This is a genomic window from Caldimonas caldifontis, assembly GCF_002930615.1.
In the GTDB taxonomy this organism is placed as follows: Bacteria; Pseudomonadota; Gammaproteobacteria; order Burkholderiales; family Burkholderiaceae_C; genus Caldimonas; species Caldimonas caldifontis.
Map to the genome: position 1 here is coordinate 64,831 of NZ_PSNX01000007.1, position 23,249 is coordinate 88,079.

Here is a 23,249-nt window from a genome sequence, read left to right on the forward strand (position 1 = left end):
GGCGCTCGGGCCGATTCAGGCAGCCAGGGGCCAGCCCTGTGCTTCCCGCCGGGCCAGGCGATCGAGCTCGTCGCACACCTGGGCCAGGGTGCCGCACAGGGCCGTGCGGCGCCGATCGGCCGGATCGACCACGACCTTCAGGCCGGAGGGCGTGGCCAGCGTGGCCGGCGCCCGCGCAGCCGCCTCGTCCTGCAGCGACACCCGCACCAGCACGGCGGCCGCGCTGGCCGGCGTCTGCACGCGCACATCCCAGTGCCGGCCCCGGCCGGGCAGCAGGCCCAGGCGGACATCGGCCGGGCTGTCGTCCCAGCGCGTCACGGCCGGACGCACCAGCATCACATGGCCGGCATGGCGCCGGGTGGCCCGCGTGAGGGCGCGCCAGGCAGGGGCTGTCATCTCCTGAGCCCACAGCAGCAGCAGGCCGCCGGGGTGGGCCTGGAGCCACTGGATGCCGGCCTCGACGACGGCCTGGGGGTCGGGGCCGGGCCAGCAGCAGGTGAGGTGCTCATCCAACGATGACAGCCAAGGGTCCTGAGGCAGGCTGCGTGGCGGCTGGACCAAGGCGAGGGCCTGACCCTGGCTCACGCCACGCCGGACGGCCTCGCCCAGCAGCCGCCACTCTGCGTCGCCCGCCTGGGGGCTGCAGACTTCCACCACTTGCCCGGCCCGCCAGCCTCCATCGGGCAAGGCGGCATCCAGACGGGCATGGCCGGTGGGCAGACAGCGTGGGGTGGCGGGGCTGGGCTGCGACAACATGCGCTGCCACCAGGACGTGGGGAAAGAAGCGTCGTTCATGTCCATCTCCGAAGATCAACAAACCACATGACATTCGGCAGGATTGGGACAGGGGCGCTGCCGGAGGCAGCGCGGGCCGGGCTGCAGGGCCTGTGCGGAAAGGGCTCCTTCCGCACCTGCGCCTACCACCTGCAACCGACCGGAAAACGACGGGTTACATCAGCATGGTGTTGCGGATGAGGCCCACGGCAATGCCTTCGAGCTCGAAGTCCTGGCCCGGCTCGACGACGAGGGTGGGGTAGTCGGGGTTCTCGGCCACCAGTTCGATGTGGCCGCGCTGGCGCCGCAGGCGCTTGACGGTGACCTCGTCACCCAGGCGGGCCACGACGATCTGCCCGCTCTTGGCCTCGCGTGTGGCCTGCACGGCGAGCAAGTCGCCATCGAGGATGCCGGCGTCGCGCATGCTCATGCCGCGCACCTTGAGCAGGAAGTCGGGCTTGCGCTGGAACATGCTGGCTTCGACGTGATAGGTCTGGTCCACGTGCTCCTGCGCCAGGATGGGGCTGCCGGCTGCCACGCGGCCCACCAGCGGCAGGGCCAGCTGGGCCAGGCCGGGCAAGGGCAGGCTGAACTGCTTGATGCGTGACTCGGCCAGCGTGCGCAATGTGTCAGACTTCAACCGGATGCCACGCGAGGTGCCTCCCACCAGCTCGATCACCCCCTTGCGGGCCAGGGCCTGGAGATGTTCCTCGGCGGCATTGGCCGAGCGGAAACCAAGCTCGGCAGCGATCTCGGCCCGGGTGGGGGGCGCGCCGGTGCGTTCGATGGCGCTTTGTATGAGTTCCAGGATCTGCTGCTGGCGCGCCGTGAGCTTGGGGGTCTCGAACATGTCCATGGGCTGTGGATCCGGTGAGTGGGCGATGCGTTGGCCAGGGAATACTGTCTGCGCATCCAGTGACTGTATTTTTATCCAGCTTTGAAAAAAATGCAAAACAAGGTGCAACGGGTGGTGGTCATTGGGACCGGTGGCACGATCGCCGGCACGGCGGCCAGCGCGGCTGACCACACCGGCTATACGGCGGCCCAGATCGGCGTGGCCCAGCTGGTGGCGGCCGTCCCGCCCCTGGGCGAGCGGGCATTGGAGCTGGTCCAGCTGGCCCAGGTGGACAGCAAGGACATGGGCTTCGAGGTGTGGCGCGATCTGGCCCGGGCCGTGCAGACGGCCCTCGCGCGGCCCGACGTGGCCGGTGTGGTCGTCACCCATGGCACCGACACCCTGGAGGAAACCGCCTGGTTCCTGCAGGCGGTGCTGGCGCCGGCCAAGCCGGTGGTGCTGACGGCGGCGATGCGTCCGGCCACGGCACTCTCAGCCGATGGGCCGCAGAACCTGGCCGATGCGGTGATGGTGGCGGCCTGGCCGCAGGCGCGGGGCGTGGTGGCCGTGCTGTCGGGCCGGGTGCACGGGGCGGCCGACGTGCGCAAGGCCCACACCTACCGGGTGGATGCCTTCGATTCAGGCGATGCTGGGCCCGTGGCGCTGGTTGAGGAAGGGCGGCTGCGCCTGCTGAGGGCGTGGCCGCATGGGACGGCGATGGGCCTGGACCGCGTCCTGGCCATGGACCCCGCCCTGTGGCCCTGGGTGGAGATCCTCACCAGCGGAGCCGGGGCCCGTGCTGATGCGGTGCGGGCCCTGGTGGACGCTGGCGTGAAGGGCCTGGTGGTGGCCGGTACCGGCAACGGCACCATCCATGTGGCCCTGGAAGCCGCCTTGGCCGAGGCGCAGGCGCAGGGCGTGACGGTGTGGCGTGCGAGCCGCTGCGGCATGGGGCCGGTGCTCGGCGAGCATCCGCGGGGCTGGGCTTCGGCCGGGGCCTTCACCCCGGCCAAGGCCCGCGTGGCGATGATGCTGGAACTGATGCAGGCCTGAGCCCGCCGCTCAGACCACGCTCAGGCGAACGTCGATGTTGTTGCGCGTGGCGTTGGAGTAGGGGCAGACCTGGTGGGCCGCATGCACCAGGGCCTCGGCCTGGGCGCGGTCCATGCCGGGGATCGACACGGCCAGATCGACCTCGATGCCGAAGCCTTGCGGGATGGGGCCGATCCCTACTTTGGCGGTGATCGAAGTGTCGGCCGGCAGGGCGATCTTCTGCTGGGCCGCGACGAACTTCATGGCGCCGATGAAGCAGGCCGAGTAGCCGGAGGCAAACAGCTGCTCGGGGTTGGTGCCGGGGCCGCCGGCACCGCCCAGTTCCTTGGGCGTGCTGAGCTGCAGGTTGAGCACACCGTCGGACGACACGGAACGGCCGTCGCGACCACCGGTGGAGGTGGCCTGGGCCTGGTAGAGCACTTTTTCGAGGGACATGGTCTGCCTTTCAGGAGTGGTTGGCGGGTGGTCAGGGTCAGGCTGCGCGCCGGGTGGAGGGCGCCACCGGGGAAGGGGCGGGGTGCAGGCTCAGGCGCTGGCGCAAGCCATGCAGGCGCTGGCGCAGGTCGGCGATCTCGCTCAGGTCGCATTGGGTGGCGCAGGCCACCTCCAGCGGAACCTGGGCCGCCGCCTCACGCAGGGCCCGGCCTTGGGGCGTGAGCTGCACCCTCACGCGGCGCTCGTCACGCGCGTCGCGTTGGCGCTCGACCAGACCCGCAGCCTGCAATCGCTTGAGCAAAGGGGTGAGGGTGCCGGAATCGAGGAACAGCCGCTCGCCCAGTTCGCCCACGGTTTGCTCACCATGCTCCCACAGCACCAGCATCACCAGGTACTGGGGATACGTCAGTCCCAGCCGGTCCAGCAGGGGCTTGTAGAGCTTGGTCATGGCCAGCGACGTGGCATACAAGGCAAAGCACAGCTGGTTGTCGAGCTGCAGCAGGGCCTGAGTGTCGTTGGCAGGAGGGGTGGAGCGAATCATGAGGAGAACTATAATGCACAATTAAATTGTGTGCAAGATAGTTTGTTCAGCAAATCTTGCCGGGCAAGGCTCGCCGCAGGTCAGGACGCCAATTGCTCCAGGGTTTCGCTGACTTCGAGCCACCGGGATTCCAGTTGCTCGAGCTGTTCTGCGATGTCCTTGAGCCGCCGGCCTTGCTGGGCCCAGAGGTCCGGCGAGCCTTCGCCACTGGCCAGCGCGGTTTCCAAGGCAAGCTTTTCCTGGTTCAGCGCCGCCAGCTGAGTGTCGAGCGCAGCGAGTTCTTTCTTCAGTGGCCGGGCTTGGTCCAGGCGCTGCTGGCGTTCGGGGTCGCGCCGGTCCGGGCGTGCCGGCTTGGCCACGGGGGCGGGCGTCACGACAGGCACGGGGTTGGCCGCCACCTTCTGCGCCTGGGCCCGTTCGCGGCTCTGATCCAGCAGCCAGCGCTGGTAGTCGTCCAGGTCGCCGTCGAAGGGGGCCACACCCCCTTGGGCCACCAGCCAGAACTCGTCACAGACCTCGCGCAGCAGGGCGCGGTCGTGGCTGACCAGCATCACCGTGCCCTCGAACTCGTTGAGGGCCATGCTGAGCGCTTCGCGGGTGGTGAGATCGAGGTGGTTGGTGGGCTCGTCCAACAGCAGCAGGTTGGGGCGCTGCCACACCAGCATGGCCAGCACCAGCCGGGCCTTCTCGCCGCCGCTCATGCTGCCCACGGGCTGCATCACCATGTCGCCCACGAAGCGGAACTGGCCGAGGAAGTCGCGCAGCTCCTGCTCGCGGGCCTGGGGACCGACGTCACGCGCGAGCCGGATCATGTGCTGCAGCGGGTGGTCGGCGAGGTGCAGGACGTCCAGCTCCTGCTGGGCAAAGTAACCGATCGCCAGACCCTTGCCTTCGGTGATGTGGCCGGACAGCAGCGGCAGGGTGCGCGCGATGGTCTTGACCAGCGTCGATTTGCCCTGGCCGTTGGCGCCGAGGATGCCGATGCGCTGGCCGGCCAGCACGGAGCGGTTCACGTCGTGCAGGATGAGCGTATCGCCCTCGGGGTTGCGGTAGCCCACGCCCGCGCCGTCGAGCACCAGCATGGGGTTGGGCAGATTGGCCGGCTCGCGGAACTCAAAGTGGAAGTCGGCCGCGGTGAGCACGGGCGCGAGCTTTTCCATGCGGGCCAGGGCCTTGACGCGGCTTTGCGCCTGGCGGGCCTTGCTGGCCTTGGCCTTGAAGCGTTCGATGAAGCGCGCGAGCTGGGCGATGCGCTCCTGCTGGCGCTCGAAGGCGGCCTGCTGCTGGCTCATGCGCTCGGCGCGCATCTCCTCGAAACGGGTGTAGTTGCCCCCATAGCGGGTCAGGCGGGCGTCTTCCAGGTGCACGGTCACGCGTGTGACTGCATCGAGGAATTCGCGGTCGTGGCTGATGATGAGCAGGGTGCCTTCGAAGCGTTGCAGCCAGGCCTCCAGCCAGACCAGCGCGTCGAGGTCCAGGTGGTTGGTGGGCTCGTCCAGCAGCATCAGGTCGGCGGGGCACATCAGCGCGCGCGCCAGTTGCAGGCGCATGCGCCAACCGCCGGAGAAGCTGTTCACCGGGGCATCGAGCTGGCTGGTGACGAAACCCAGGCCCAGCAGCAGGGCCTGGGCGCGGGCGCGCGCATCAAAGCCGCCGGCCTGATCGATCTGGTGGTGGGCCTCGGCGATGGCCATGCCGTCGTCGGCGGCCTCGGCCTCGGCCAGCGCGGCGTGTGCGGCCATCAGCACGCGGTCGCCGGCCAGCACGAAGTCGGTGGCGCCCTCATCCGTGTCGGGCATGTCCTGGGCCACCTCGGCCACCTGCCAGTGAGCGGGCACCTCCACATCGCCGGTGTCCGCTTGCAGCTTGCCGGTGAGCAGCGCAAAGAGGGAGGACTTGCCGGCACCGTTGCGGCCCACCAGGCCGACCTTCTCGCCGGGGTTGAGGGTGAGGGAGGCCCCTTCGAGCACGACCTTCGTGCCGCGCCGCAGGGTGAGGTTCTTGAGCTGGATCATCGGGGCAGGGTCTGGGCGGCCAGGGTCTCGTGTGTGAGCAGGGCCACCATGTCGGGCCCGGCGCTGGTGTCGAGCCAGACCGCTTCGAGGAAGGGGAAGGCCGCCTCGAAATGCTCACGCTCGTTGCCGATCTCCAGCACGAGCACGCCATGGTCGTTCATGTGGGCGGGAGCCTCGCTCAGGATGCGGCGCACGAGGTCCATGCCGTCCTCGCCGCCGGCCAGGGCCATGTCGGGCTCGGCCTGGTATTCGGCCGGGAGCGCCGCCATCGACAGCGTGTTCACGTAGGGCGGGTTGCACAGGATCAGGTCGTAGCGGCCGGGCAGGGCCTCGAAGAGGTCGCTGTGCACGAGACGAATACGCTCGGTCAGGCCATGTCGGTCGACGTTGATGCGGGCCACCGCCAGGGCGTCTTCGCTCAGGTCGGCGGCCTCCACCTGCACGTCCGGATAGGCCATGGCCGCGAGCACCGCGAGGCTGCCGTTGCCGGTGCACAGGTCGAGCACGGTGCGGGTGTGTTCGCCCAGCCAGGGGTCGATGCTGCCGTCGGCCAGCAGTTCGGCGATGAAGGAGCGCGGCACGATGGCGCGCTCGTCCACGTGGAAGCGCACGCCTTGAAGCCAGGCCTCCTGGGTGAGGTAGGCCGCGGGCATGCGGGTGGTGATGCGCTCGTCGATCAGGGCATTGACGCGGGCCTGGTCGGCGCGGTCGAGTTCGCGCGCCGCAACGCCGTCGAGGTCGTCCAGGGGCAGGCCCAGAGCCCACAGGGTGAGCCAGGCGGCTTCGTCGCGGGCGTTGGTGGTGCCATGCCCAAACGAAACGCCCGCCTCGTCGAGGCGGGCGGCCATGCGCTCGATCATCTCGAGAACGGTCATGCGATCAATGCTTCCAGGGTCTTGCGGTAGATATTCTTCAGGGGCTCGAGATGGGCCACTTCCACGCCTTCGTTGATCTTGTGGATGGTGGCGTTTCGTGGGCCGAACTCGATCACCTGCGGGCAGATCTGGGCGATGAAACGGCCGTCCGAGGTGCCGCCCGTGGTGGACAGCTCGGGCGTGAGGCCGGTCTCGGTGCGGATGGCCGACACCACGGCCTCGCTCAGGTCGCCCGGTTCGGTCAGGAAGGGCAGGCCGCCCAGCGTCCACGCGAGGTCGTAGTCCAGGCCGTGGCGGTCGAGCACCTCGTGCACCCGGGCTTTCAGGCCGTCGGGTGTGGCTTCGGTGGAATAGCGGAAGTTGAAGTCGATCACCAGCTCGCCGGGAATCACGTTGGTGGCGCCCGTGCCCGCATGCAGGTTGGAGATCTGCCAGCTCGTGGGCGGGAAGTAGGCGTTGCCGCGGTCCCACTCGATGGCGGCGAGTTCCGCCAGGGCCGGCGCCGCCTGGTGCACCGGGTTGCGCGCCAGGTGGGGGTAGGCGATGTGGCCCTGGATGCCCTTGACCGTGAGCCGGCCCGACAGGGAGCCGCGCCGGCCGTTCTTGATCATGTCGCCCAGTTGCTCGACCGAGGTGGGCTCGCCGACGATGCAGTAGTCCAGCCGCTCGCCGCGGGCCTTGAGCCATTCGCAGACCTTGACGGTGCCATCGAGGGCCGGGCCTTCTTCGTCGCTGGTGATCAGGAAGGCGATGGAGCCGCGATGGTCCGGGTGGGCGGCCACGAACTCCTGCACCGCCACCACCATCGCGGCGATGGAGCTCTTCATGTCGGCGGCGCCCCGACCATGCAGCAGCCCGTCGCGATGGGTGGGGGTGAAGGGGTCGCTCAGCCAGCGTTCCAGGGGGCCGGTGGGCACCACGTCGGTGTGTCCGGCGAACACCAGCAGCTTGCCTGCGGTGCCGGCGCGTCCTTCGCGTTTGGCCCACAGGTTGGTGACGCGGACGTCGGAGGGGCCGAAGACCAGCGTCTCGCAGGCAAAGCCCAGAGGCGCCAGGCGTTCGGTGATCAGGGCCTGGCAGCCGGCGTCCGACGGCGTGACGGAGGGGCGGGCGATCAGAGCTTCGGTGAGGCGCAGGGTGTCGGTCATGGTTCCGTCAGCGCAGCACACCGAAGCCGGTGGTGCCATAGCCGCTCGGGCGGTCGTCGTTGCGCACGTCCAGCGTGATCTCGGTGAAGGAGGGGCCGTCTTCCACCTCTTCCTTCTTCGGAGCGAGCTTGCTCTGGCCCGACATGTCGTTCTGCAGGCGCCACATCAGGTTGGTGGGCGAGTCGGCGTAGGCAAGGCCTTCCTCACGCGTGACACGACCTTCATTGATGAGGCGGGCGATGTCGGCCTCGAAGGTCTGGGAGCCCTCGGCCATGGACTTCTCCATCGCCTCCTTCACGCCGTTGAGATCACCCTTCTCGATGAGCTCGGCCACGAGTTTGGTGTTCAGCAGGACTTCGACCGCTGGAATGCGCCCACCGGTGACTGCACGCATCAGGCGCTGAGACACGATGGCCTTCAGGCCCGAGCCCAGGTCGGACAGCAGAGCTGGCCGTGCCTCGGGCGTGTAGAAGGACATGATGCGGCTGAGTGCGTGGTAGCTGTTGTTCGCGTGCATCGTCGACAGCACCAGGTGGCCCGACAAGGCATAGGACAGCGCCGCCGTCATGGTCTCGCGGTCGCGGATCTCACCGATGAGGATGCAATCGGGGGCCTGGCGCAGCGCGTTCTTCAGACCGATCTGCAATGACTGCGTGTCGCGGCCCACCTCGCGCTGGTTGACCACCGACTTCTTGTTGCTGAACAAAAACTCGATCGGATCCTCGATGGTGAGGATGTGGCCGGCCACCTGCTGGTTGCGGTGCTCGAGCATGGCAGCCAGCGTGGTGCTCTTGCCGGTGCCGGTGGCACCCACCAGCAAGATGAGCCCGCGCTTTTCCAGGATCAGGCTGGTGAGGATGTCCGGGACATTGAGCGATTCCAGCGAGGGGATGGTGCTGGGGATGCAGCGGAACACGGCAGCCACCGAGCCCCGCTGCTTGAAGGCGCTCAGGCGGAAGCTCGCCACACCCGGCAGCACCACGCCCATGTTGAGTTCGCCGGTTTCGTCGAGCTCTTCCATCTGGGTGGGCGTGAGCACCTCGGTGAGCAGCTGGCGAGGCTGCTGGGGGGTCAGCGGCTGGTCGCTGACCTGCAGGATCTGCCCATGGATCTTGATGAGGATGGGGGTGTTGGCCGACAGATAGACGTCCGACGCCTGTTTGTCGGCCATCAGGCGCAGCACGCGCTCCATGTTGCCACCGCTCATCGCCATCCTCCTCGTTGTGGGTGTGTCGGGCCTGCCGGATGCGCCTCAGGCGCGCAGCAGTTCGTTGATGCTGGTCTTGGAGCGGGTCTGGGCGTCCACGCGCTTGACGATCACCGCAGCATACAGGCTGTAGGGCTGCCCGGCGGCGGTGGTCTTGGGCAGGTTGCCGCTCACCACCACCGAACCGGCCGGCACGCGGCCGTAGGTGATCTCGCCCGTCTCGCGGTTGAAGATGGGCGTGCTCTGGCCCAGGTACACGCCCATGCCCAGCACGGAGTTCTCTTCCACGATCACGCCTTCGACCACTTCGGAGCGGGCGCCGATGAAGCAGTTGTCCTCGATGATGGTCGGGTTGGCTTGCAGGGGTTCGAGCACGCCGCCGATGCCCACACCACCGGAGAGGTGCACGTTCTTGCCGATCTGGGCGCACGAGCCCACGGTGGCCCAGGTGTCGACCATGGTGCCTTCGTCCACATAGGCGCCGATGTTGACGTAGGAGGGCATCAGCACCACGTTCCTGGCGATGAAGCTGCCGCGGCGGGCGACGGCCGGGGGCACCACCCGCACACCGGTGGCACGCATCTCGTCTTCGCTCAAGTGGGCGAACTTGGTCTGTACCTTGTCGAAGAAGCCCAGGTCACCCGCGCGCATGGGCTGGTTGTCGTGCAGGCGGAAGCTCAGCAGCACCGCCTTCTTGACCCACTGGTGCGTGGTCCAGGCGCCATCGATCTTTTCGGCCACGCGCAGGCGGCCCTTGTTCAGGTCGGCAATCACCGCTTCGACGGCTTCGCGCACCTCGGGGGCGGCAGCGGAGGGCGACAGGGCGGCGCGGTCGTCCCAGGCCTGGTTGATGACGGCTTCGAGGGCTTGGCTCATGGAGTCGGTAGGTTGAAGGTCAGAGGGAACGGACATAGGCAACGATGCGCTCGGCGGCTTCGACGCATTCGTCGACTTCAGCCACCAGCGCCATGCGGATGCGGCCGGCACCCGGGTTCAGGCCATGGGCCTCGCGCGCCAGGTAACTGCCGGGCAGGACCGTCACATTGTATTGAGCGAGCAGCCCTCGGGCGAACTCGGTGTCGCTTTGGCCCAGCGTTTCGGGCACTTTGGCCCACAAATAGAAGCTGGCGTCGGGCAGGGCCACGTCCAGGACCTCGGCCAGCAGGGGCGTGACGCGGGCGAACTTGGCGCGGTAGTGCTCGCGGTTGGCGACCACATGGGCTTCATCGTTCCAGGCCGCGATGCTGGCCTGCTGCACCACCGGGCTCATGGCGCTGCCATGGTAGGTGCGGTAGAGGGAGAACGCCTTGAGCAGCCGGGCATCGCCGGCCACGAAGCCCGAGCGCAGCCCGGGCACGTTCGAGCGCTTGGACAGGCTGGTGAAGGCCACGAGGTTGCGCAGGTCGTCGCGACCGAGCTTGCGCGCCGCTTCCAGGCCGCCCAGGGGCGCTTCATCGCGGAAATAGATCTCGGAATAGCACTCGTCGGAGGCGATCACGAAGCCGTGACGGTCGCTCAGCTCGAACAGGCGCGCCCACTCCTCCAACGGCATCACGGCGCCGGTGGGGTTGCCGGGCGAGCACACGTAGACGAGCTGGGTGCGTGCCCAGGTGTCGTCGGAGATCGCCGACCAGTCGCATGCGAAGTTGCGCGCCGGGTCGCTGTTGGCAAAGGCCGTGCTGGCGCCGGCCAGCAGGGCCGCACCCTCGTAGATCTGATAGAAGGGATTGGGACAGACCACGATGGGGCCGCCTGCCTCGCGGTGGCGTGTGGGGTCGATGACGGTCTGGGCGAAGGCAAAGAGCGCCTCGCGCGAGCCGTTGACCGGCAGCACCTGGGTGGCTGGGTCCAGTGTGACGCCGTAGCGCCGCTGCACCCAGCCGGCCATGGCCTCGCGCAAGGCGGGCTGGCCCACGGTGGCGGGGTAGCTGGCCAGGCCGTCGAGGGAATCGGCCAGCACCTGGCGGATGAAGGGCGGCGTGGGGTGCTTGGGCTCCCCGATGCCCAGGCTGATGGGGCGCAGGGCGGGGTTGGGCGTGATGTCCTGGGTCAGGGCGCGCAGCCGCTCGAAGGGGTAGGGCTGCAGACGGGCGAGCAAGGGGTTCATGGGCGCTGATTATCCCTGCTTGACGCCACGCATCGGCACTCCGATAGTGAATGCATGGACACACTGCAAGGGCGGGATCTGCGCTTTGCCTTGGCCTGGGCCATGCCCTGGGGCATCGGCGCGGCGGCGCTGCACTCGCCCTGGGCCGCCTGGGCGGTGGCGCTGGCGGTGCTCGGCCTCGTTGCGGTGCTGGAGTGGGCGGTGCCGGCTTGGCGCCACTCCCCACCGGCGCGTGAGCCGCATCCGTGGTTCTCGGCCTGCCTGCGCCTGCACGTGCTGTGGCAGGCGGGCCTGCTGGTGCTGGGGCTGCTGGTGGCCCGAGAGCAGTCCAGTGCGGCGGCGGTGGTCGCCCTCGGCCTGGCCGTGGGCATGACCACGGGGTCGCAGGGCATCACCTTTGCGCACGAGCTGGGGCATGCGCGCTCGCGCCTGGACCGTGCCCTGGCCTGGGGGCTGATGGTCAGCGTGGGCTATGCGCACTTCATGGTCGAGCACTACCGCGGCCACCACGTGCGGGCGGCGACGTGGGCCGACCCGGCGAGTGCGCGGGCCGGGGAATCGCTCTGGCGCTTCCTGCCGCGCACCCTGGCCGGCAGCTGGCGCAGCGCGTGGGCGCTGGAAGCGCGGCGCCTTGCGCAGCATCGGCAGGGCTGGATGCGCAGCCCGCTGGTGTGGGCCATGGTGGCGCAGGGCAGCCTGCTGGTCGGGGCGGCCATGGCGGCCGGCTGGCAGGGACTGCTCTTCTGGCTCGTGCAGGCCGCCCATGCGGTGTGGCTGCTGGAAACCGTGAACTACATCGAGCACTACGGCCTGCGGCGGCAGGAGGTGGACGGGCGACCGGAGCGGTTTGGCGTGGCGCATGCCTGGAATGCCGACCATTGGGTCAGCAACTGCCTGCTGGCCAACCTGCAGCGGCACTCCGACCACCACATGCACGCCTGGAAGCCCTATGCCAGCCTGGAGCCTCTGCCGGGGCCGCAACTGCCGGGTGGCTACGCGAGCTGCATCTACCTGGCCATGGTGCCGCCGCTGTGGTTTCGCGTGATGCATCCCCGCCTGGCGCGGTGGCAGCCGGCGCCAGCCTGAGCGGGTGCTCAGCCCAGCAGGCCGTTCTCGGCCGGGTGCTGTGGCAACTCGATGCGGGGCTGGGGCTTCCAGCCCTTCTTGCGGTGCTCGACCACCACGTTGGTGTAGATGCCGCCGCGCACGTACCACTTGGCCGTGATGCGCAGGAAACGCGGATCGATGGCCTTGACGATGTCGTCGAGGATGTCGTTGGTCACCTTTTCGTGGAAGGCACCCTCGTTGCGGTAGCTCCACATGTACATCTTCAGGCTCTTGAGTTCGATGCACAGCTTGTCGGCGATGCAGTCGATGGTGAAGTGCGCGAAGTCGGGTTGACCGGTGAGCGGGCAGTGGCAGGTGAACTCGGGGATCTGGAACTGGATGACGTAGTCGCGCTTCGGGCTCGGGTTGGGGAAGACGTGCAGTTCCTTGGAGGGGGCCGAGGGCGGGTTGGGCGGCATCTCGCGCTGCTGGGGTGCCGGGGTGGAGGCGGAGCGTTTGGCCATGGTGTGAGCGACAGTGGAAACAGGGGGTTGCCGCAGGCAGGAGCGGCGAGGGGCGGATGGTATCATCCGCGCTCCTCGAAAGCCGGTGGAAACGCCTGTTTTTCAAAACAAATCAATCACTTAGCTTCGGGTGCCCTCGGATGGCACCCAAGGCCGTGACGCCGTCCAGCCCATGCGCCTGAATTCGATCAAGCTGTCTGGCTTCAAGTCCTTCGCCGAGCCCACGCATTTCCAGCTGCCCGGGCAGCTCGTGGGCGTGGTCGGCCCCAATGGCTGCGGCAAGTCCAACATCATGGACGCGGTGCGCTGGGTGCTGGGGGAGTCCAAGGCCTCCGAACTGCGTGGCGAGTCCATGCAGGATGTGATCTTCAACGGCTCGGGCAACCGCAAGCCGGCCAGCCGCGCCAGCGTCGAGCTGATCTTCAGCAACGAGGACGCCCGCGCCGGCGGCCAGTGGAACCAGTTCACCGAGATCGCCGTGCGGCGTGTGCTCACGCGCGATGGCACCTCCAGCTACTTCATCAACGGCCAGCCGGTGCGCCGGCGTGACGTGCAGGACGTGTTCCTGGGCACCGGCCTGGGCCCGCGCGCCTACGCGATCATCGGCCAGGGCACCATCAGCCGCATCATCGAGTCGCGCCCCGAGGAACTGCGCATGTTCCTCGAGGAAGCCGCGGGCGTGTCCAAATACAAGGAGCGCCGCCGCGAGACCGAGAACCGCCTGAAGGACACGCGCGAGAACCTCACGCGCGTGGAGGACATCCTGCGCGAACTGGGCAACAACCTCGAGCGCCTGGAGCAGCAGGCCGAGGTGGCCTCGCGCTACCGGGGGCTGCAGGAGCAGGGCACGCTCAAGCTGCACCAGCTGTGGTTCCTGAAGCACCGCGACGCCTCCAGCGAGCAGGAGCGGGTGCACCGCGAGGTGCTGGAGGCCACGAACGCGCTGGAGGGCCGGCTGGCCGAGCTGCGCCACGTCGAGGCCGAGCTTGAAACCATCCGACAGGCTCACTATGCCGCCAGCGACGAACTGCATGCGGCCCAGGGCTCGCTGGCCGAGGCCAGCCTCGAGGTGAGCCGCCTCGAAGAGCGCATCCGCTACGTGGTCGAAGGCCGCCAGCGGGTCGAGCAGCGCCTCGTGGAACTGAAGGCGCAGAGCGACCAATGGGCTGAGCGCCGCGCCCAGGCCGAGAGCGAACTGGAGACCATTGCCGAGCAGATCGCGATGGCCGAGGAGCAGGCCGAGATCCTGGCGGCCCAGGCCGAGGAGCAGTCGGCCAATCTGCCGGGCTTCGAGGACGCGGTGCGCGCGGCGGCCAACCGCGCCAATGAACAGCGCACTTCGGTGGCCGGCGTGCAGCAGCAGATCCAGCTGCTGGCGGCCGAGTCGCGCAACCTCGATGAACAAAGCCGCCAGCTCAACGGGCGGCGCGAGCGCCTGGCGAGCGAGGCCAAGGGTCTGGCCGCGCCGGACGAGGCGCGGCTGGCCGAACTGCAACGCCAGCATGAGCAGGCTGCGCAGGACCAGGCGGTGGCCGACGAGCGCCTGCACGAGCTGACCGAACTGGTGCCGCGTCTGGACGAGGAGCGCCGCACCCGACAGGAGCAGGTGAACAGCGAGTCGGCGCGCCAGGCCGACCTGAGCGCCCGCCTGGAGGCCCTGCGTGCGCTGCAGGAGAAGGTGCAGACCGAGGGCAAGCTCAAGCCCTGGCTGGCCAAGCACGGGCTGGACGGCCTGCAGGGCCTGTGGACCCGGGTCCACATCGAGGCTGGCTGGGAAACCGCGCTGGAATCTGCACTGCGCGAGCGCCTGAACGCGCTGGAGGTGGGCCGGGTCGAAACGGTGCGTGCGTTCGCGAGCGACGCACCGCCCGCCAAGCTGGCCTTCTACACGCTGCCGTCGGCGGCCATCAGCAACACCCACCACACGCTGCCGCGCCTGTCCGACCTGCTGCGCCTGAACGATGCCGGGCTCAAGGCCTTGCTGAACGACTGGCTGGAGGGCGTCTACACCGCGGCCTCGCTGGACGAGGCCCTGGCCCAGCGCGACAAGCTCACCCACGGCGAAGTCATCATGACCCGCGAGGGCCACGCGGTGTCGCAGTTTGCGGTGGCCTTCTATGCGCCCGACTCCGAGCAGGCGGGCATGCTGGCCCGCGCCCAGGAGATCGCGAATCTGGAGCGCCAGGTGCGTGCCCAGGCGCTCATCGCCGACGAGTCACGCTCGGCCCTGGTGCGTGCCGAGGCGGCCTACACCGATGCCTCGCAACGCTTGGCCACGGCCCGCCGCGAGGCGGCCGAATCGCAGGCGCGGGCCCACCAGCTCCAGGTGGAATGGCTGCGCCTGAGCCAGCAGGCCGAGCAGACGAGCACCCGACGCGGCCAGATCGAGGCTGAGCTGGCCGAGATCGACGCCCAGCTCGAAGACCTGGCCGAGCGCCGTGCCACCGGCGAGGCCCGCTTCGAAGAGCTCGACATGGCCCTGGCGAACGAGCAGGAGCGCCATGCCGAACTCGAAGAGGGTGTGATCGAGGCCGAGCGCCGACTCAACCAGGCGCGTGAGCAGTTGCGTTCGCTTGAGCGCGAAGCCCAGGAGTCGCAGTTCTCGGCCCGCGCGCTGGCATCTCGGCGCGGTGAGCTGCAGCGTGCCATCGAAACCGCGCTGCAGCAGATCCAGGCCAATGAGCGCTCCGCCGAGCAGCTGCAGGCCGAACTCGACAGCTTCAATGACGCGGCCGCCCAGGCCGGCCTGCAGGAAGCGCTGGCGCTCAAGCTGGAGCGTGAGGTGGCCCTGGCGGCCAAGCGCAGCGAATACGACGATCTGTCGATGCGCCTGCGCCGGGCCGACGAACAGCGCCTGGAGTTCGAGCGCAGCCTGGACCCGCTGCGTGAGCGCATCACCAAGCTGCAGCTCGAAGAGCAGGCGGCCTCGCTGGGCGGCGCCCAGTTCCTGGAGCAGCTCACCCAGGCCGAGGTGGACCTGGAGGCGCTGGCACGCTCGATCGAGGAGGGCGGCGTCAAGCTGCATGGCTTGCAAAGCGAGATCGACCGCATCAATCGCGAGATCAACGCCCTGGGGGCGGTCAACCTGGCGGCGCTGGACGAGCTCACGGCCGCGCGCGAACGCAAGACCTTCCTCGACGCCCAGAACGCCGACCTCACGGATGCCATCAACACGCTGGAAGACGCGATCCACAAGATCGACCTGGAAACCCGCGAGTTGCTGAAGAAGACCTTCGACTTCGTCAACGAGCACTTCGGCAAGATGTTCCCCAGCCTGTTCGGCGGTGGCAATGCCAGGCTGGTGATGACGGGCGACGAGATCCTGGATGCCGGCGTGCAGGTGATGGCCCAGCCGCCGGGCAAGAAGAACAGCACCATTCATCTGCTGTCGGGCGGCGAGAAGGCGCTCACCGCCATCGCCCTGGTGTTCGCGATCTTCCAGCTCAACCCGGCGCCATTCTGCCTGCTGGACGAGGTGGATGCACCGCTGGATGATGCCAACACCGAACGCTATGCCAAGCTCGTGACCGCCATGTCCAAGGAGACGCAGTTCCTCTTCATCTCGCACAACAAGATCGCGATGGAGATGGCCGAGCAGCTGATCGGCGTGACCATGCAGGAGCAGGGCGTCTCGCGCATCGTGGCCGTGGACATGGAAGCGGCCGTGGGCATGGCCGAGGCGGCCTGACGACCATGGGCAGCCTGCAGCTCGCCTTGCTGGTCCTGGGGGCGATGGTCATCATCGCCGTGGTGGCCCATGGGGCCTGGCAGGCGAGGCGCTCGGGCGTGCGCCGTGCCGCGCCGCGGTCGGCCGAACCTGTGCCGGCGCGCTTTGAGGAGCCGGTGCTGCGCCTGGACGACTTCGAAGCGCCGGCCCCCGACCCGATGGAACCCTCGATGGTGCCTGCGCCGCGCCGCAGCGCCGGGCCCCGGCTCGACTCCCTGATCGATGCCCTCGTGCCGCTGAGCGTGGAGTTGCGCTACACGGGCGAGAGCGTGATGGCTCACCTGCCGGCCACCCGGCGGGCCGGCAGCAAGCCCTTTTTCATCGAGGGCCTGAACGACGCCAGTGGGGAATGGGAGGCGCCCCACGCCGGCCAGACCTACCGCGAGTTCCAGGCGGGGGTGCAACTGGCCAACCGCACCGGTGCGCTGAACGAGATCGAATACTCCGAGTTCGTGCAGAAGGTCCAGGCCTTCGCCGATGCCATCGGCGCCACGGCCGATTTCCCCGACATGCTCGACGTGGTCTCCCGCGCCCGGGAACTCGACCAGTTCGCCAGCCAGCACGACGCCCAGCTGGCCTGCCGCCTGGTGGCGCGCGGGGCCGCCTGGTCGGTGGCCTACATCCAGCAGCACGCGGCACGCCACGGCTTCGTCTCGGGCGCTGTGCCGGGCCGACTGGTGCTGCCCGGCAGCCAGGAGGGGGCGCCAGCCATGCTCACGCTGCAGTTCGACCCCCAGGCCGCCTTCGCCGACGACCCCAACCTGGCGGCTGTGCGCGACGTGAGTCTGGCCTTCGATGTGCCACAGACGGCCCCCGGCGATGCGCCGTTCCAGGCCTGGCAGGCCAGCGCGCAGGCTCTGGCCCTGGGCATGGATGCCGCGGTGGTGGACGATGCCGGCCAGCCGCTCAGCCAGCAGGGTTTCGAGGCCATCGGCCGCGAGCTGGAGCAGCTCTACGCGACGCTGGAAGCCCGAGGCCTGCCGGCAGGCTCGGCGGCGGCGCGACGCCTGTTCAGCTGAAGGATCGCACCACGCGCGCGGGTTCGCGCATCAGCACGAACTCCTCGGCGGCGGTGGGATGCACCGCCAGCGTCTGGTCGAACTGCGCCTTGGTGGCCCCGCACGTCAGCGCCACGGCCAGGCTCTGCACGATCTCCGGCGCATCGGCACCCAGCATGTGCAGGCCCATCACCCGGTCGGTGGTGTCATCGACCAGCAGCTTCATGTAGCAGCGTTCGGTGCCGCCGAAGAAGGCCTGGCGCATCGGACGGAAATCGGCCTCGAAGACCCGGTAAGGCTCGCGGCGCTGCTGCATCTCGTCTTCGGTGAGGCCGATCGTGCCCACCGGTGGCAAGGTGAACACGGCGGTCGCAACCTGACGCAGGTCAGGCATGCGGTGCGCGGGGCCGAACAGTGCATCGGCCAGGGCCCGACCCTGGGCAATGGCCACCGGCGTCAGGTTGAGCCGATCGGTCACGTCGCCGATGGCGTGGACACCTTCGGCCACGGTCTGAAGCTGCTCGTTCACTGGCACGGCAGCGTTGTCGCCCAGCGCGATCCCGAGGGTGTCCAACCCCAGGCCCGCGGTGTTGGGGCGCCGCCCCGTCGCGTTGAGCACGAAGCTGGCTTGTAGGCGGCGGCCGTCGGCCAGCACCACCTCCCAACGGCCCGGCCCTCCACGCACGGCCTTCACTCCCTGGCCCGACACCAGCTCGATACCGGTCTGGTCCAGGGCTGCGGCCAGGCGGCGGCGTACGTCGTCGTCGAAGCCGCGCAAGGGCAGATCCGCCCGGTAAACCAGTCGCACCGCCACGCCCAGGCGGGCCAGCATGCTGGCGAACTCGAGCGCGATGTAGCCGGCGCCAAGCACAGTGGCATCCGCAGGCAGGGCCTTCAGGTCGAGCAGGTCGTCCGAGGTCGGGCAGGCGGCGATGCCTTCGACGCTGTCACGCACGGGTGCTGCGCCGGTGGCAATCAGCAGATGTCGCGCCCGCAATGTCCGATCTCCCACCTGGACGGTGTGCGGGCCCAGCACACGGGCCCGGCCTTCGAAGAGCGTCACCCCGGAGTTGGCGAGCAACTGGCGATACACACCTTCCAGGCGGTCGATCTCGGCGGCCTTGCGCTGGGCCCAGCGGCCCATGTCGAAACGGGGCAGGTCGCCCTCGGGCAACACCCAGCCGTACTCAACGGCTTCTCGCAGCGCGTCGCCGTACTGGCCTGCGTACATGAGCAGCTTCTTGGGCACGCAGCCACGGATCACACAGGTGCCGCCCACCCGGGAGGCTTCCACGATGCCCACCTTGGCACCGTGTGCCGCGGCCCGGCGTGAGGCCGCCACCCCCCCCGAGCCGGCACCCAGGGTGAGAAGGTCGAAGTCGAAACGGTCGGACATGACAGGCTTTCAGAAGGAGACGTGTTGAGCTTAGCGCGACCGTGGCAAGGGTGTGCGGCCTGCACGACAATGCCGCTCCATGAGCCAGCCATCTCTGTTCGACGCACCGTCCCAAGCCCAGGATCCAGCTTCTCGCGCTGCGTGGTTGCGCGCGCAGCTGCACCACCATGCGCACCGCTACTACGTGCTGGACGACCCCGAGATCCCGGACGCGGAATATGACCGGCTCTTCCAGGAGCTGCAGGCCCTGGAGGCCACCCACCCGGAACTGCTGACGCCGGATTCTCCTACCCAGCGCGTGCTGGGCAAGGTGCTCGACGGCTTTCAGCCGGTGCGGCATGCGGTGCCCATGCTGTCCATCCGTACGGAAACCGACACCGAGCCGACGGGCGCAGCGAACTTCGACGCCCGCGTGCGGCGCGAACTCAGGCTCACCGAGGCTGACCCTCCCATTGAATACCAGGCCGAGCTGAAGTTCGACGGCCTGGCCATCAACCTGCGCTACGAGCGCGGTGTGCTGGTGCAGGCGGCCACCCGTGGCGATGGTGAGGTGGGTGAGGACGTGACCCAGAACATCCGCACCATCAACCAGATCCCGCTGCGACTGAACGGCGCCGCGCCCGAGGTGCTGGAAGTGCGCGGCGAGGTCTACATGCGCCGCGATGCCTTCGACCGCCTCAACGAGCGCCAGCGCGAACTCGGCGACAAGACCTTCGTGAACCCGCGCAATGCCGCGGCCGGCGCCGTGCGCCAGCTCGACCCGGGCATCGCGGCGAAACGCCCCTTGAGCTTCTTCGCCTACGGCTGGGGCGAGGTGGTGGGCTGGCCGGATCAGCCCCCCACGCAGGCAGGTGTACTCGACGCGCTCGAGGCTTTCGGCCTGCCCGTCAGCCATGAGCGGGCGGTGGTGCTGGGGGCTGAGGGTCTGATCGACTTCCACCGGCGCATCGGCGAGCGGCGCGACCAGCTGCCCTTCGACATCGACGGCGTGGTTTACAAGGTCAACCGGCTCGACCTGCAGAAGCAGCTGGGCTTCGTGACGCGTGAGCCGCGCTGGGCGGTTGCGCACAAGTACCCGGCACAGGAGCAGATGACCAAGGTGCTCGACATCGACATTCAGGTGGGCCGCACCGGCAAGCTCACGCCGGTGGCCAAGCTTGCGCCGGTCTTCGTGGGCGGCGTGACGGTGACCAACGCCACGCTGCACAACGAGGACGAGACCCGCCGCAAGGACGTGCGCATCGGCGACACGGTGATCGTGCGCCGCGCCGGCGACGTCATTCCCGAGGTGGTGGCCGTGGTGGCCGACCGCCGCCCCGCCGACGCCGGCGAGCCTTTCGACCTGTACCAGCGCCTTCGAGGGGCTTGCCCCGTGTGCGGCAGCGCCATCACCCGTGAGGACGGCGAAGCGGACTGGCGCTGCAGCGGCGGCCTGTATTGCGCGGCTCAGCGCAAACAGGCGCTGTTGCATTTTGCCCAGCGCCGCGCCATGGACATCGAGGGTCTGGGCGATAAGCTGGTGGAGCAGCTCGTGGACGGGGGCCTGATCCGCACGCTGCCCGATCTTTACAAGCTGGGCGTGGCCAAGCTCGCCGCTCTGGACCGCATGGCTGACAAGAGTGCCCAGAACCTGGTGGAAGCGCTGGAGAAATCCAAGCAGACCACCCTCCCGCGTTTTCTCTTCGGCCTGGGCATCCGCCACGTGGGTGAGGCCACGGCCAAGGACCTGGCGCGCCATTTCGGCAGCCTCGACCGCATCATGGATGCCCGGGTGGAGGAATTGCTGGAGGTCAACGACGTCGGCCCGGTGGTGGCGCAGAGCATTCGCACCTTCTTCGACCAGCCCCACAACCGTGAGGTGGTCGAGCAGCTGCGTGCCGCGGGTGTGCACTGGCCCGAAGGCGAGGGCACGGCCAGCGATGCGCCGCGGCCGCTGCTGGGCAAGACCCTGGTGCTGACCGGCACGCTGCCCACGCTCAGCCGCGACGAGGCCAAGGAGATGATCGAGGCGGCGGGTGGCAAGGTGGCGGGGTCGGTGAGCAAGAAGACCCACTACGTGGTGGCGGGCGCCGAGGCCGGCAGCAAGCTGGCCAAAGCCGAGGAACTGGGCGTGCCGGTGCTGGACGAGGCCGGCCTGAAGGCGCTGCTGGCGCAAGGAGAGGTGTGAGATGGCGGTGCGCGAGATCCTGAAGATGGGGGACCCTCGTCTGCTGCGCGTGGCCAGGCCCGTGCGCGAGTTCGACACGCCCGCCCTGCATGCCCTGGTGCGAGACCTCTTCGACACCATGCGTGCGGCCAACGGCGCCGGGTTGGCGGCCCCCCAGATCGGGGTGGACCTGGCCGTGGTGATCTTCGGCTTTGCCCGCAACGAGCGTTACCCCGAGGCACCGTCCGTGCCAGAGACGGTGCTGGTCAACCCGCAGATCGAGCCACTGGGTGACGAGGAAGAAGAAGGCTGGGAAGGCTGCCTCTCGGTGCCCGGCCTGCGCGGCGTGGTGCCGCGTTTCGCACACATCCGCTACAGCGGCTTCGACGTGCAGGGCCAGCGCATCGAGCGCGAAGCCGAAGGGTTCCACGCCCGGGTGGTGCAGCATGAATGCGACCACCTGATCGGCAAGCTCTACCCGATGCGGGTGCGCGACTTCACGCGCTTCGGTTTCACCTCGGTTCTCTTCCCCGGCCTGGACGCTGGCGCGGACGACTGAAGACGCTCAGCTCACCGGGATTGCCGAAGGCGGCTTGATTTCTTCCAGGCAGATGGTCGAGCGCACGTTGTCCACGCCTGGCACCTGCATCAGTCGGTCGGTGAGGAACTGCGACAGCGTCCTGAGATCAGGCGCCACCACCTTGAGCAGGTAGTCGTGGTCGCCCGAGACCGAGTGGCACTCGATCACCTCGGGGAAGTCCTGGAAGACCTTCTCCAGCTCGCGCACGCGGGTGAACTGCTCGCGGTCGATGCTCAGGCCCACGAAGGCCATCACGGCCTGGCCGAGCGCCTCGCGGTCCACCTGCGCAGCATAGCCGCGGATGACACCACGCTCCTCCAGCGCGCGCACCCGGCGCAGGCATTGCGGGGCCGACAGATGCACCCGCTCGGCCAGGTCCACGTTGCTGATGCGGCCTTCGGCCTGGAGCACGTCCAGCAGGCGACGATCGATGACATCGAGAGAAAGAGGCATTGATGGGGATGCACTTCGGCTGTTCATGAAACATTATTGCGTAATGATCTTGATTGGCACAACAAGTGGAAATCCTCTTTCGTGTGGATCGACCTAGAGTGAAGAGGTCCAACCCCCGACTCTGGAGTTGCCATGGTCCCCACCGCCTCACCGACCTCCTCCGCACGCGATCTGGAGCAGCGCCACGGCGCGCGCAACTACCACCCGCTGCCTGTCACCCTGGTGCGCGGTGAAGGTGTGTTCCTGTGGGACGATCAGGGCCGTCGTTATCTGGACATGATGTCGGCCTATTCGGCTGTGAGTTTCGGCCACAGCCACCCGACCCTGGTGCAGGTCCTGACCGAGCAGGCGGGCCGCCTGGCCGTCACCTCGCGGGCTTTCCACACGGATCGCCTCGGGCCTTTCCTGGCGCGCCTGTGCCGCGACACCGGCATGGAGCGGGCGCTGCCGATGAACACCGGGGCCGAAGCCGTGGAAACGGCCCTCAAGGCCGCACGCAAGTGGGGCTACAAGATCAAGGGCGTGCCCGAGGGGCAGGCGCGCATCGTCGTGGCCGAAGGCAACTTCGCGGGCCGCACCACCACCATCGTGGGTTTCTCCAGTGAAGCCCAGTACCGTGATGGCTTCGGCCCCTTCGCGCCGGGTTTCGTGTCGGTCCCCTATGGCGACATCGCGGCGCTCGAAAGGGCCCTCACGCCCGAGACCGTGGCCTTTCTGGTGGAACCCATCCAGGGCGAGGCTGGGATCGTCGTACCGCCGCCCGGCTACCTGCGTGCGGCCCGTGAGCTGTGCACCCGCCACAACGTGCTGCTGATCTGCGACGAGGTGCAGACCGGGCTGGGGCGCACCGGGCGCGTGCTCGCCTGCCAGCACGAAGGTGTGGTGCCCGACGGCCTGACCCTGGGCAAGGCCCTGGGCGGAGGTCTGTTGCCGGTGTCGGCCTTCTGCGCCCGGGAGGAGGTGATGGGGGTGTTCCGCCCCGGCGACCACGGGAGCACCTTCGGCGGCAACCCGCTCGGTGCTGCAGTGGGGCTGGCGGCGCTGGAGCTGCTCGAGCGCGAGGGCTTGTGCGAGCGCGCCCTGCACCTTGGGGAGCGTCTGATGAGCGGCTTGCGGGCTCTGCGCCACCCGGCGCTGCAGCAGGTGCGCGGACGTGGCCTGCTGGTGGGGGTGGAGATCGACCCGGCCTTCGCCCATGCTCGCACCGTCTGCGAGGCTCTCCTGCACGAGGGTGTGCTCAGCAAGGACACCCACGACACCGTGGTGCGCTTTGCGCCCCCCCTGACGGTGAGCGCGGGCCAGATCGACGAAGCCGTTCAGGCGTTTGGGCGGGCCCTGGCGGCGGTGGAGGCCGGGCAGCGCCGCCCCGGGCGCAAAGCCGCCTGAAG

General features: G+C 68.7%; 20 protein-coding genes. 7 read left to right on the plus strand and 13 right to left on the minus strand.

What is annotated here, in order from left to right:
* Positions 1–15: 15 nt before the first annotated feature.
* Together C1704_RS08955 and lexA are read right to left on the minus strand one after the other, a co-directional pair.
* On the minus strand, positions 16–795 hold the full coding sequence (locus C1704_RS08955) for a hypothetical protein (protein ID WP_146076063.1): 780 nt from the start codon (positions 793–795) through the stop codon (positions 16–18).
* 154 nt (positions 796–949) lie between these two features.
* Complete coding sequence (gene lexA / locus C1704_RS08960; RefSeq protein WP_104302482.1) at positions 950–1,624, minus strand: transcriptional repressor LexA; 675 nt, start codon at positions 1,622–1,624, stop codon at positions 950–952.
* A 96-nt stretch (positions 1,625–1,720) separates the two neighbouring features.
* On the opposite strand from lexA, the gene C1704_RS08965 reads away from it, so the two are divergent.
* Positions 1,721–2,662, plus strand: coding sequence for an asparaginase (locus tag C1704_RS08965; RefSeq protein ID WP_211286908.1), 942 nt, complete (start codon positions 1,721–1,723; stop codon positions 2,660–2,662).
* 9 nt (positions 2,663–2,671) lie between these two features.
* Here C1704_RS08965 and C1704_RS08970 read toward each other — a convergent pair whose 3' ends face one another.
* The 8 genes from C1704_RS08970 to dapC form a co-directional block, all read right to left on the minus strand.
* Positions 2,672–3,097 (minus strand): organic hydroperoxide resistance protein, encoded by a 426-nt coding sequence (locus tag C1704_RS08970; protein ID WP_104302380.1) that lies wholly within the window; start codon positions 3,095–3,097, stop codon positions 2,672–2,674.
* A 37-nt stretch (positions 3,098–3,134) separates the two neighbouring features.
* The gene (locus C1704_RS08975) at positions 3,135–3,638 is read right to left on the minus strand and encodes a MarR family winged helix-turn-helix transcriptional regulator (protein WP_104302381.1); all 504 of its coding nucleotides are present in this window, start codon (positions 3,636–3,638) and stop codon (positions 3,135–3,137) included.
* An 80-nt stretch (positions 3,639–3,718) separates the two neighbouring features.
* Positions 3,719–5,653: an ABC-F family ATP-binding cassette domain-containing protein gene (locus C1704_RS08980; protein ID WP_104302382.1), complete on the minus strand. Its 1,935-nt coding sequence runs from the start codon at positions 5,651–5,653 to the stop codon at positions 3,719–3,721.
* A complete protein-coding gene (gene prmB / locus C1704_RS08985; protein ID WP_104302383.1) occupies positions 5,650–6,528 on the minus strand; it encodes a 50S ribosomal protein L3 N(5)-glutamine methyltransferase in 879 nt (292 codons plus the stop codon). The genes C1704_RS08980 and prmB overlap by 4 nt, the downstream gene beginning before the upstream one ends.
* Entirely contained in the window at positions 6,525–7,676 is a 1,152-nt protein-coding gene (dapE, locus tag C1704_RS08990; protein WP_104302384.1) for a succinyl-diaminopimelate desuccinylase, read from the minus strand. The genes prmB and dapE overlap by 4 nt, the downstream gene beginning before the upstream one ends.
* Before the next feature lie 7 nt (positions 7,677–7,683).
* Entirely contained in the window at positions 7,684–8,883 is a 1,200-nt protein-coding gene (locus C1704_RS08995; protein WP_104302385.1) for a PilT/PilU family type 4a pilus ATPase, read from the minus strand.
* Between the two features lie 45 nt (positions 8,884–8,928).
* Positions 8,929–9,759, minus strand: a complete 831-nt coding sequence (dapD, locus tag C1704_RS09000) for a 2,3,4,5-tetrahydropyridine-2,6-dicarboxylate N-succinyltransferase (protein ID WP_104302386.1) — start codon at positions 9,757–9,759, stop codon at positions 8,929–8,931.
* 19 nt (positions 9,760–9,778) lie between these two features.
* Positions 9,779–10,990: a succinyldiaminopimelate transaminase gene (dapC, locus tag C1704_RS09005; RefSeq protein ID WP_104302387.1), complete on the minus strand. Its 1,212-nt coding sequence runs from the start codon at positions 10,988–10,990 to the stop codon at positions 9,779–9,781.
* Between the two features lie 54 nt (positions 10,991–11,044).
* Here dapC and C1704_RS09015 point away from each other — a divergent pair, with 54 nt between their 5' ends.
* Positions 11,045–12,076, plus strand: coding sequence for an alkane 1-monooxygenase (locus C1704_RS09015; RefSeq protein WP_170064661.1), 1,032 nt, complete (start codon positions 11,045–11,047; stop codon positions 12,074–12,076).
* An 8-nt stretch (positions 12,077–12,084) separates the two neighbouring features.
* Here the strand turns inward: C1704_RS09015 and queF are convergent, their stop codons facing one another.
* Positions 12,085–12,516, minus strand: coding sequence for a preQ(1) synthase (queF, locus tag C1704_RS09020; protein WP_104302484.1), 432 nt, complete (start codon positions 12,514–12,516; stop codon positions 12,085–12,087).
* A gap of 217 nt (positions 12,517–12,733) precedes the next feature.
* Between queF and smc the strand changes: the two genes are divergently transcribed.
* Positions 12,734–16,249 (plus strand): chromosome segregation protein SMC, encoded by a 3,516-nt coding sequence (gene smc, locus C1704_RS09025; protein ID WP_104302390.1) that lies wholly within the window; start codon positions 12,734–12,736, stop codon positions 16,247–16,249.
* A 5-nt stretch (positions 16,250–16,254) separates the two neighbouring features.
* Entirely contained in the window at positions 16,255–17,307 is a 1,053-nt protein-coding gene (locus C1704_RS09030) for a cell division protein ZipA C-terminal FtsZ-binding domain-containing protein (protein WP_104302391.1), read from the plus strand.
* Here the strand turns inward: C1704_RS09030 and gorA are convergent.
* On the minus strand, positions 17,300–18,682 hold the full coding sequence (gene gorA, locus C1704_RS09035; protein ID WP_104302392.1) for a glutathione-disulfide reductase: 1,383 nt from the start codon (positions 18,680–18,682) through the stop codon (positions 17,300–17,302). The two genes, C1704_RS09030 and gorA, sit on opposite strands and share 8 nt — an antisense overlap.
* A 79-nt stretch (positions 18,683–18,761) precedes the next feature.
* On the opposite strand from gorA, the gene ligA reads away from it, so the two are divergent.
* Together ligA and def are read left to right on the plus strand one after the other, a co-directional pair.
* Entirely contained in the window at positions 18,762–20,849 is a 2,088-nt protein-coding gene (gene ligA / locus C1704_RS09040; protein WP_104302393.1) for an NAD-dependent DNA ligase LigA, read from the plus strand.
* A gap of 1 nt (position 20,850) precedes the next feature.
* Complete coding sequence (gene def / locus C1704_RS09045; protein WP_104302394.1) at positions 20,851–21,387, plus strand: peptide deformylase; 537 nt, start codon at positions 20,851–20,853, stop codon at positions 21,385–21,387.
* A 6-nt stretch (positions 21,388–21,393) separates the two neighbouring features.
* On the opposite strand, the gene C1704_RS09050 is transcribed toward def, so the two are convergent.
* On the minus strand, positions 21,394–21,861 hold the full coding sequence (locus C1704_RS09050; RefSeq protein WP_104302395.1) for an Lrp/AsnC family transcriptional regulator: 468 nt from the start codon (positions 21,859–21,861) through the stop codon (positions 21,394–21,396).
* A gap of 132 nt (positions 21,862–21,993) precedes the next feature.
* Here C1704_RS09050 and rocD point away from each other — a divergent pair, with 132 nt between their 5' ends.
* A complete protein-coding gene (gene rocD, locus C1704_RS09055; protein WP_104302396.1) occupies positions 21,994–23,247 on the plus strand; it encodes an ornithine--oxo-acid transaminase in 1,254 nt (417 codons plus the stop codon).
* Positions 23,248–23,249: the final 2 nt, after the last annotated feature.

Coding starts and splice junctions, on each gene's coding strand:
- C1704_RS08955 (WP_146076063.1), bottom strand. CDS start 795: ATGAACGACGCTTCTTTCCCCACGTCCTGGTGGCAGCGCATGTTGTCG.
- lexA (WP_104302482.1), bottom strand. CDS start 1,624: ATGTTCGAGACCCCCAAGCTCACGGCGCGCCAGCAGCAGATCCTGGAA.
- C1704_RS08965 (WP_211286908.1), top strand. CDS start 1,721: ATGCAAAACAAGGTGCAACGGGTGGTGGTCATTGGGACCGGTGGCACG.
- C1704_RS08970 (WP_104302380.1), bottom strand. CDS start 3,097: ATGTCCCTCGAAAAAGTGCTCTACCAGGCCCAGGCCACCTCCACCGGT.
- C1704_RS08975 (WP_104302381.1), bottom strand. CDS start 3,638: ATGATTCGCTCCACCCCTCCTGCCAACGACACTCAGGCCCTGCTGCAG.
- C1704_RS08980 (WP_104302382.1), bottom strand. CDS start 5,653: ATGATCCAGCTCAAGAACCTCACCCTGCGGCGCGGCACGAAGGTCGTG.
- prmB (WP_104302383.1), bottom strand. CDS start 6,528: ATGACCGTTCTCGAGATGATCGAGCGCATGGCCGCCCGCCTCGACGAG.
- dapE (WP_104302384.1), bottom strand. CDS start 7,676: ATGACCGACACCCTGCGCCTCACCGAAGCTCTGATCGCCCGCCCCTCC.
- C1704_RS08995 (WP_104302385.1), bottom strand. CDS start 8,883: ATGAGCGGTGGCAACATGGAGCGCGTGCTGCGCCTGATGGCCGACAAA.
- dapD (WP_104302386.1), bottom strand. CDS start 9,759: ATGAGCCAAGCCCTCGAAGCCGTCATCAACCAGGCCTGGGACGACCGC.
- dapC (WP_104302387.1), bottom strand. CDS start 10,990: ATGAACCCCTTGCTCGCCCGTCTGCAGCCCTACCCCTTCGAGCGGCTG.
- C1704_RS09015 (WP_170064661.1), top strand. CDS start 11,045: ATGGACACACTGCAAGGGCGGGATCTGCGCTTTGCCTTGGCCTGGGCC.
- queF (WP_104302484.1), bottom strand. CDS start 12,516: ATGCCGCCCAACCCGCCCTCGGCCCCCTCCAAGGAACTGCACGTCTTC.
- smc (WP_104302390.1), top strand. CDS start 12,734: ATGCGCCTGAATTCGATCAAGCTGTCTGGCTTCAAGTCCTTCGCCGAG.
- C1704_RS09030 (WP_104302391.1), top strand. CDS start 16,255: ATGGGCAGCCTGCAGCTCGCCTTGCTGGTCCTGGGGGCGATGGTCATC.
- gorA (WP_104302392.1), bottom strand. CDS start 18,682: ATGTCCGACCGTTTCGACTTCGACCTTCTCACCCTGGGTGCCGGCTCG.
- ligA (WP_104302393.1), top strand. CDS start 18,762: ATGAGCCAGCCATCTCTGTTCGACGCACCGTCCCAAGCCCAGGATCCA.
- def (WP_104302394.1), top strand. CDS start 20,851: ATGGCGGTGCGCGAGATCCTGAAGATGGGGGACCCTCGTCTGCTGCGC.
- C1704_RS09050 (WP_104302395.1), bottom strand. CDS start 21,861: ATGCCTCTTTCTCTCGATGTCATCGATCGTCGCCTGCTGGACGTGCTC.
- rocD (WP_104302396.1), top strand. CDS start 21,994: ATGGTCCCCACCGCCTCACCGACCTCCTCCGCACGCGATCTGGAGCAG.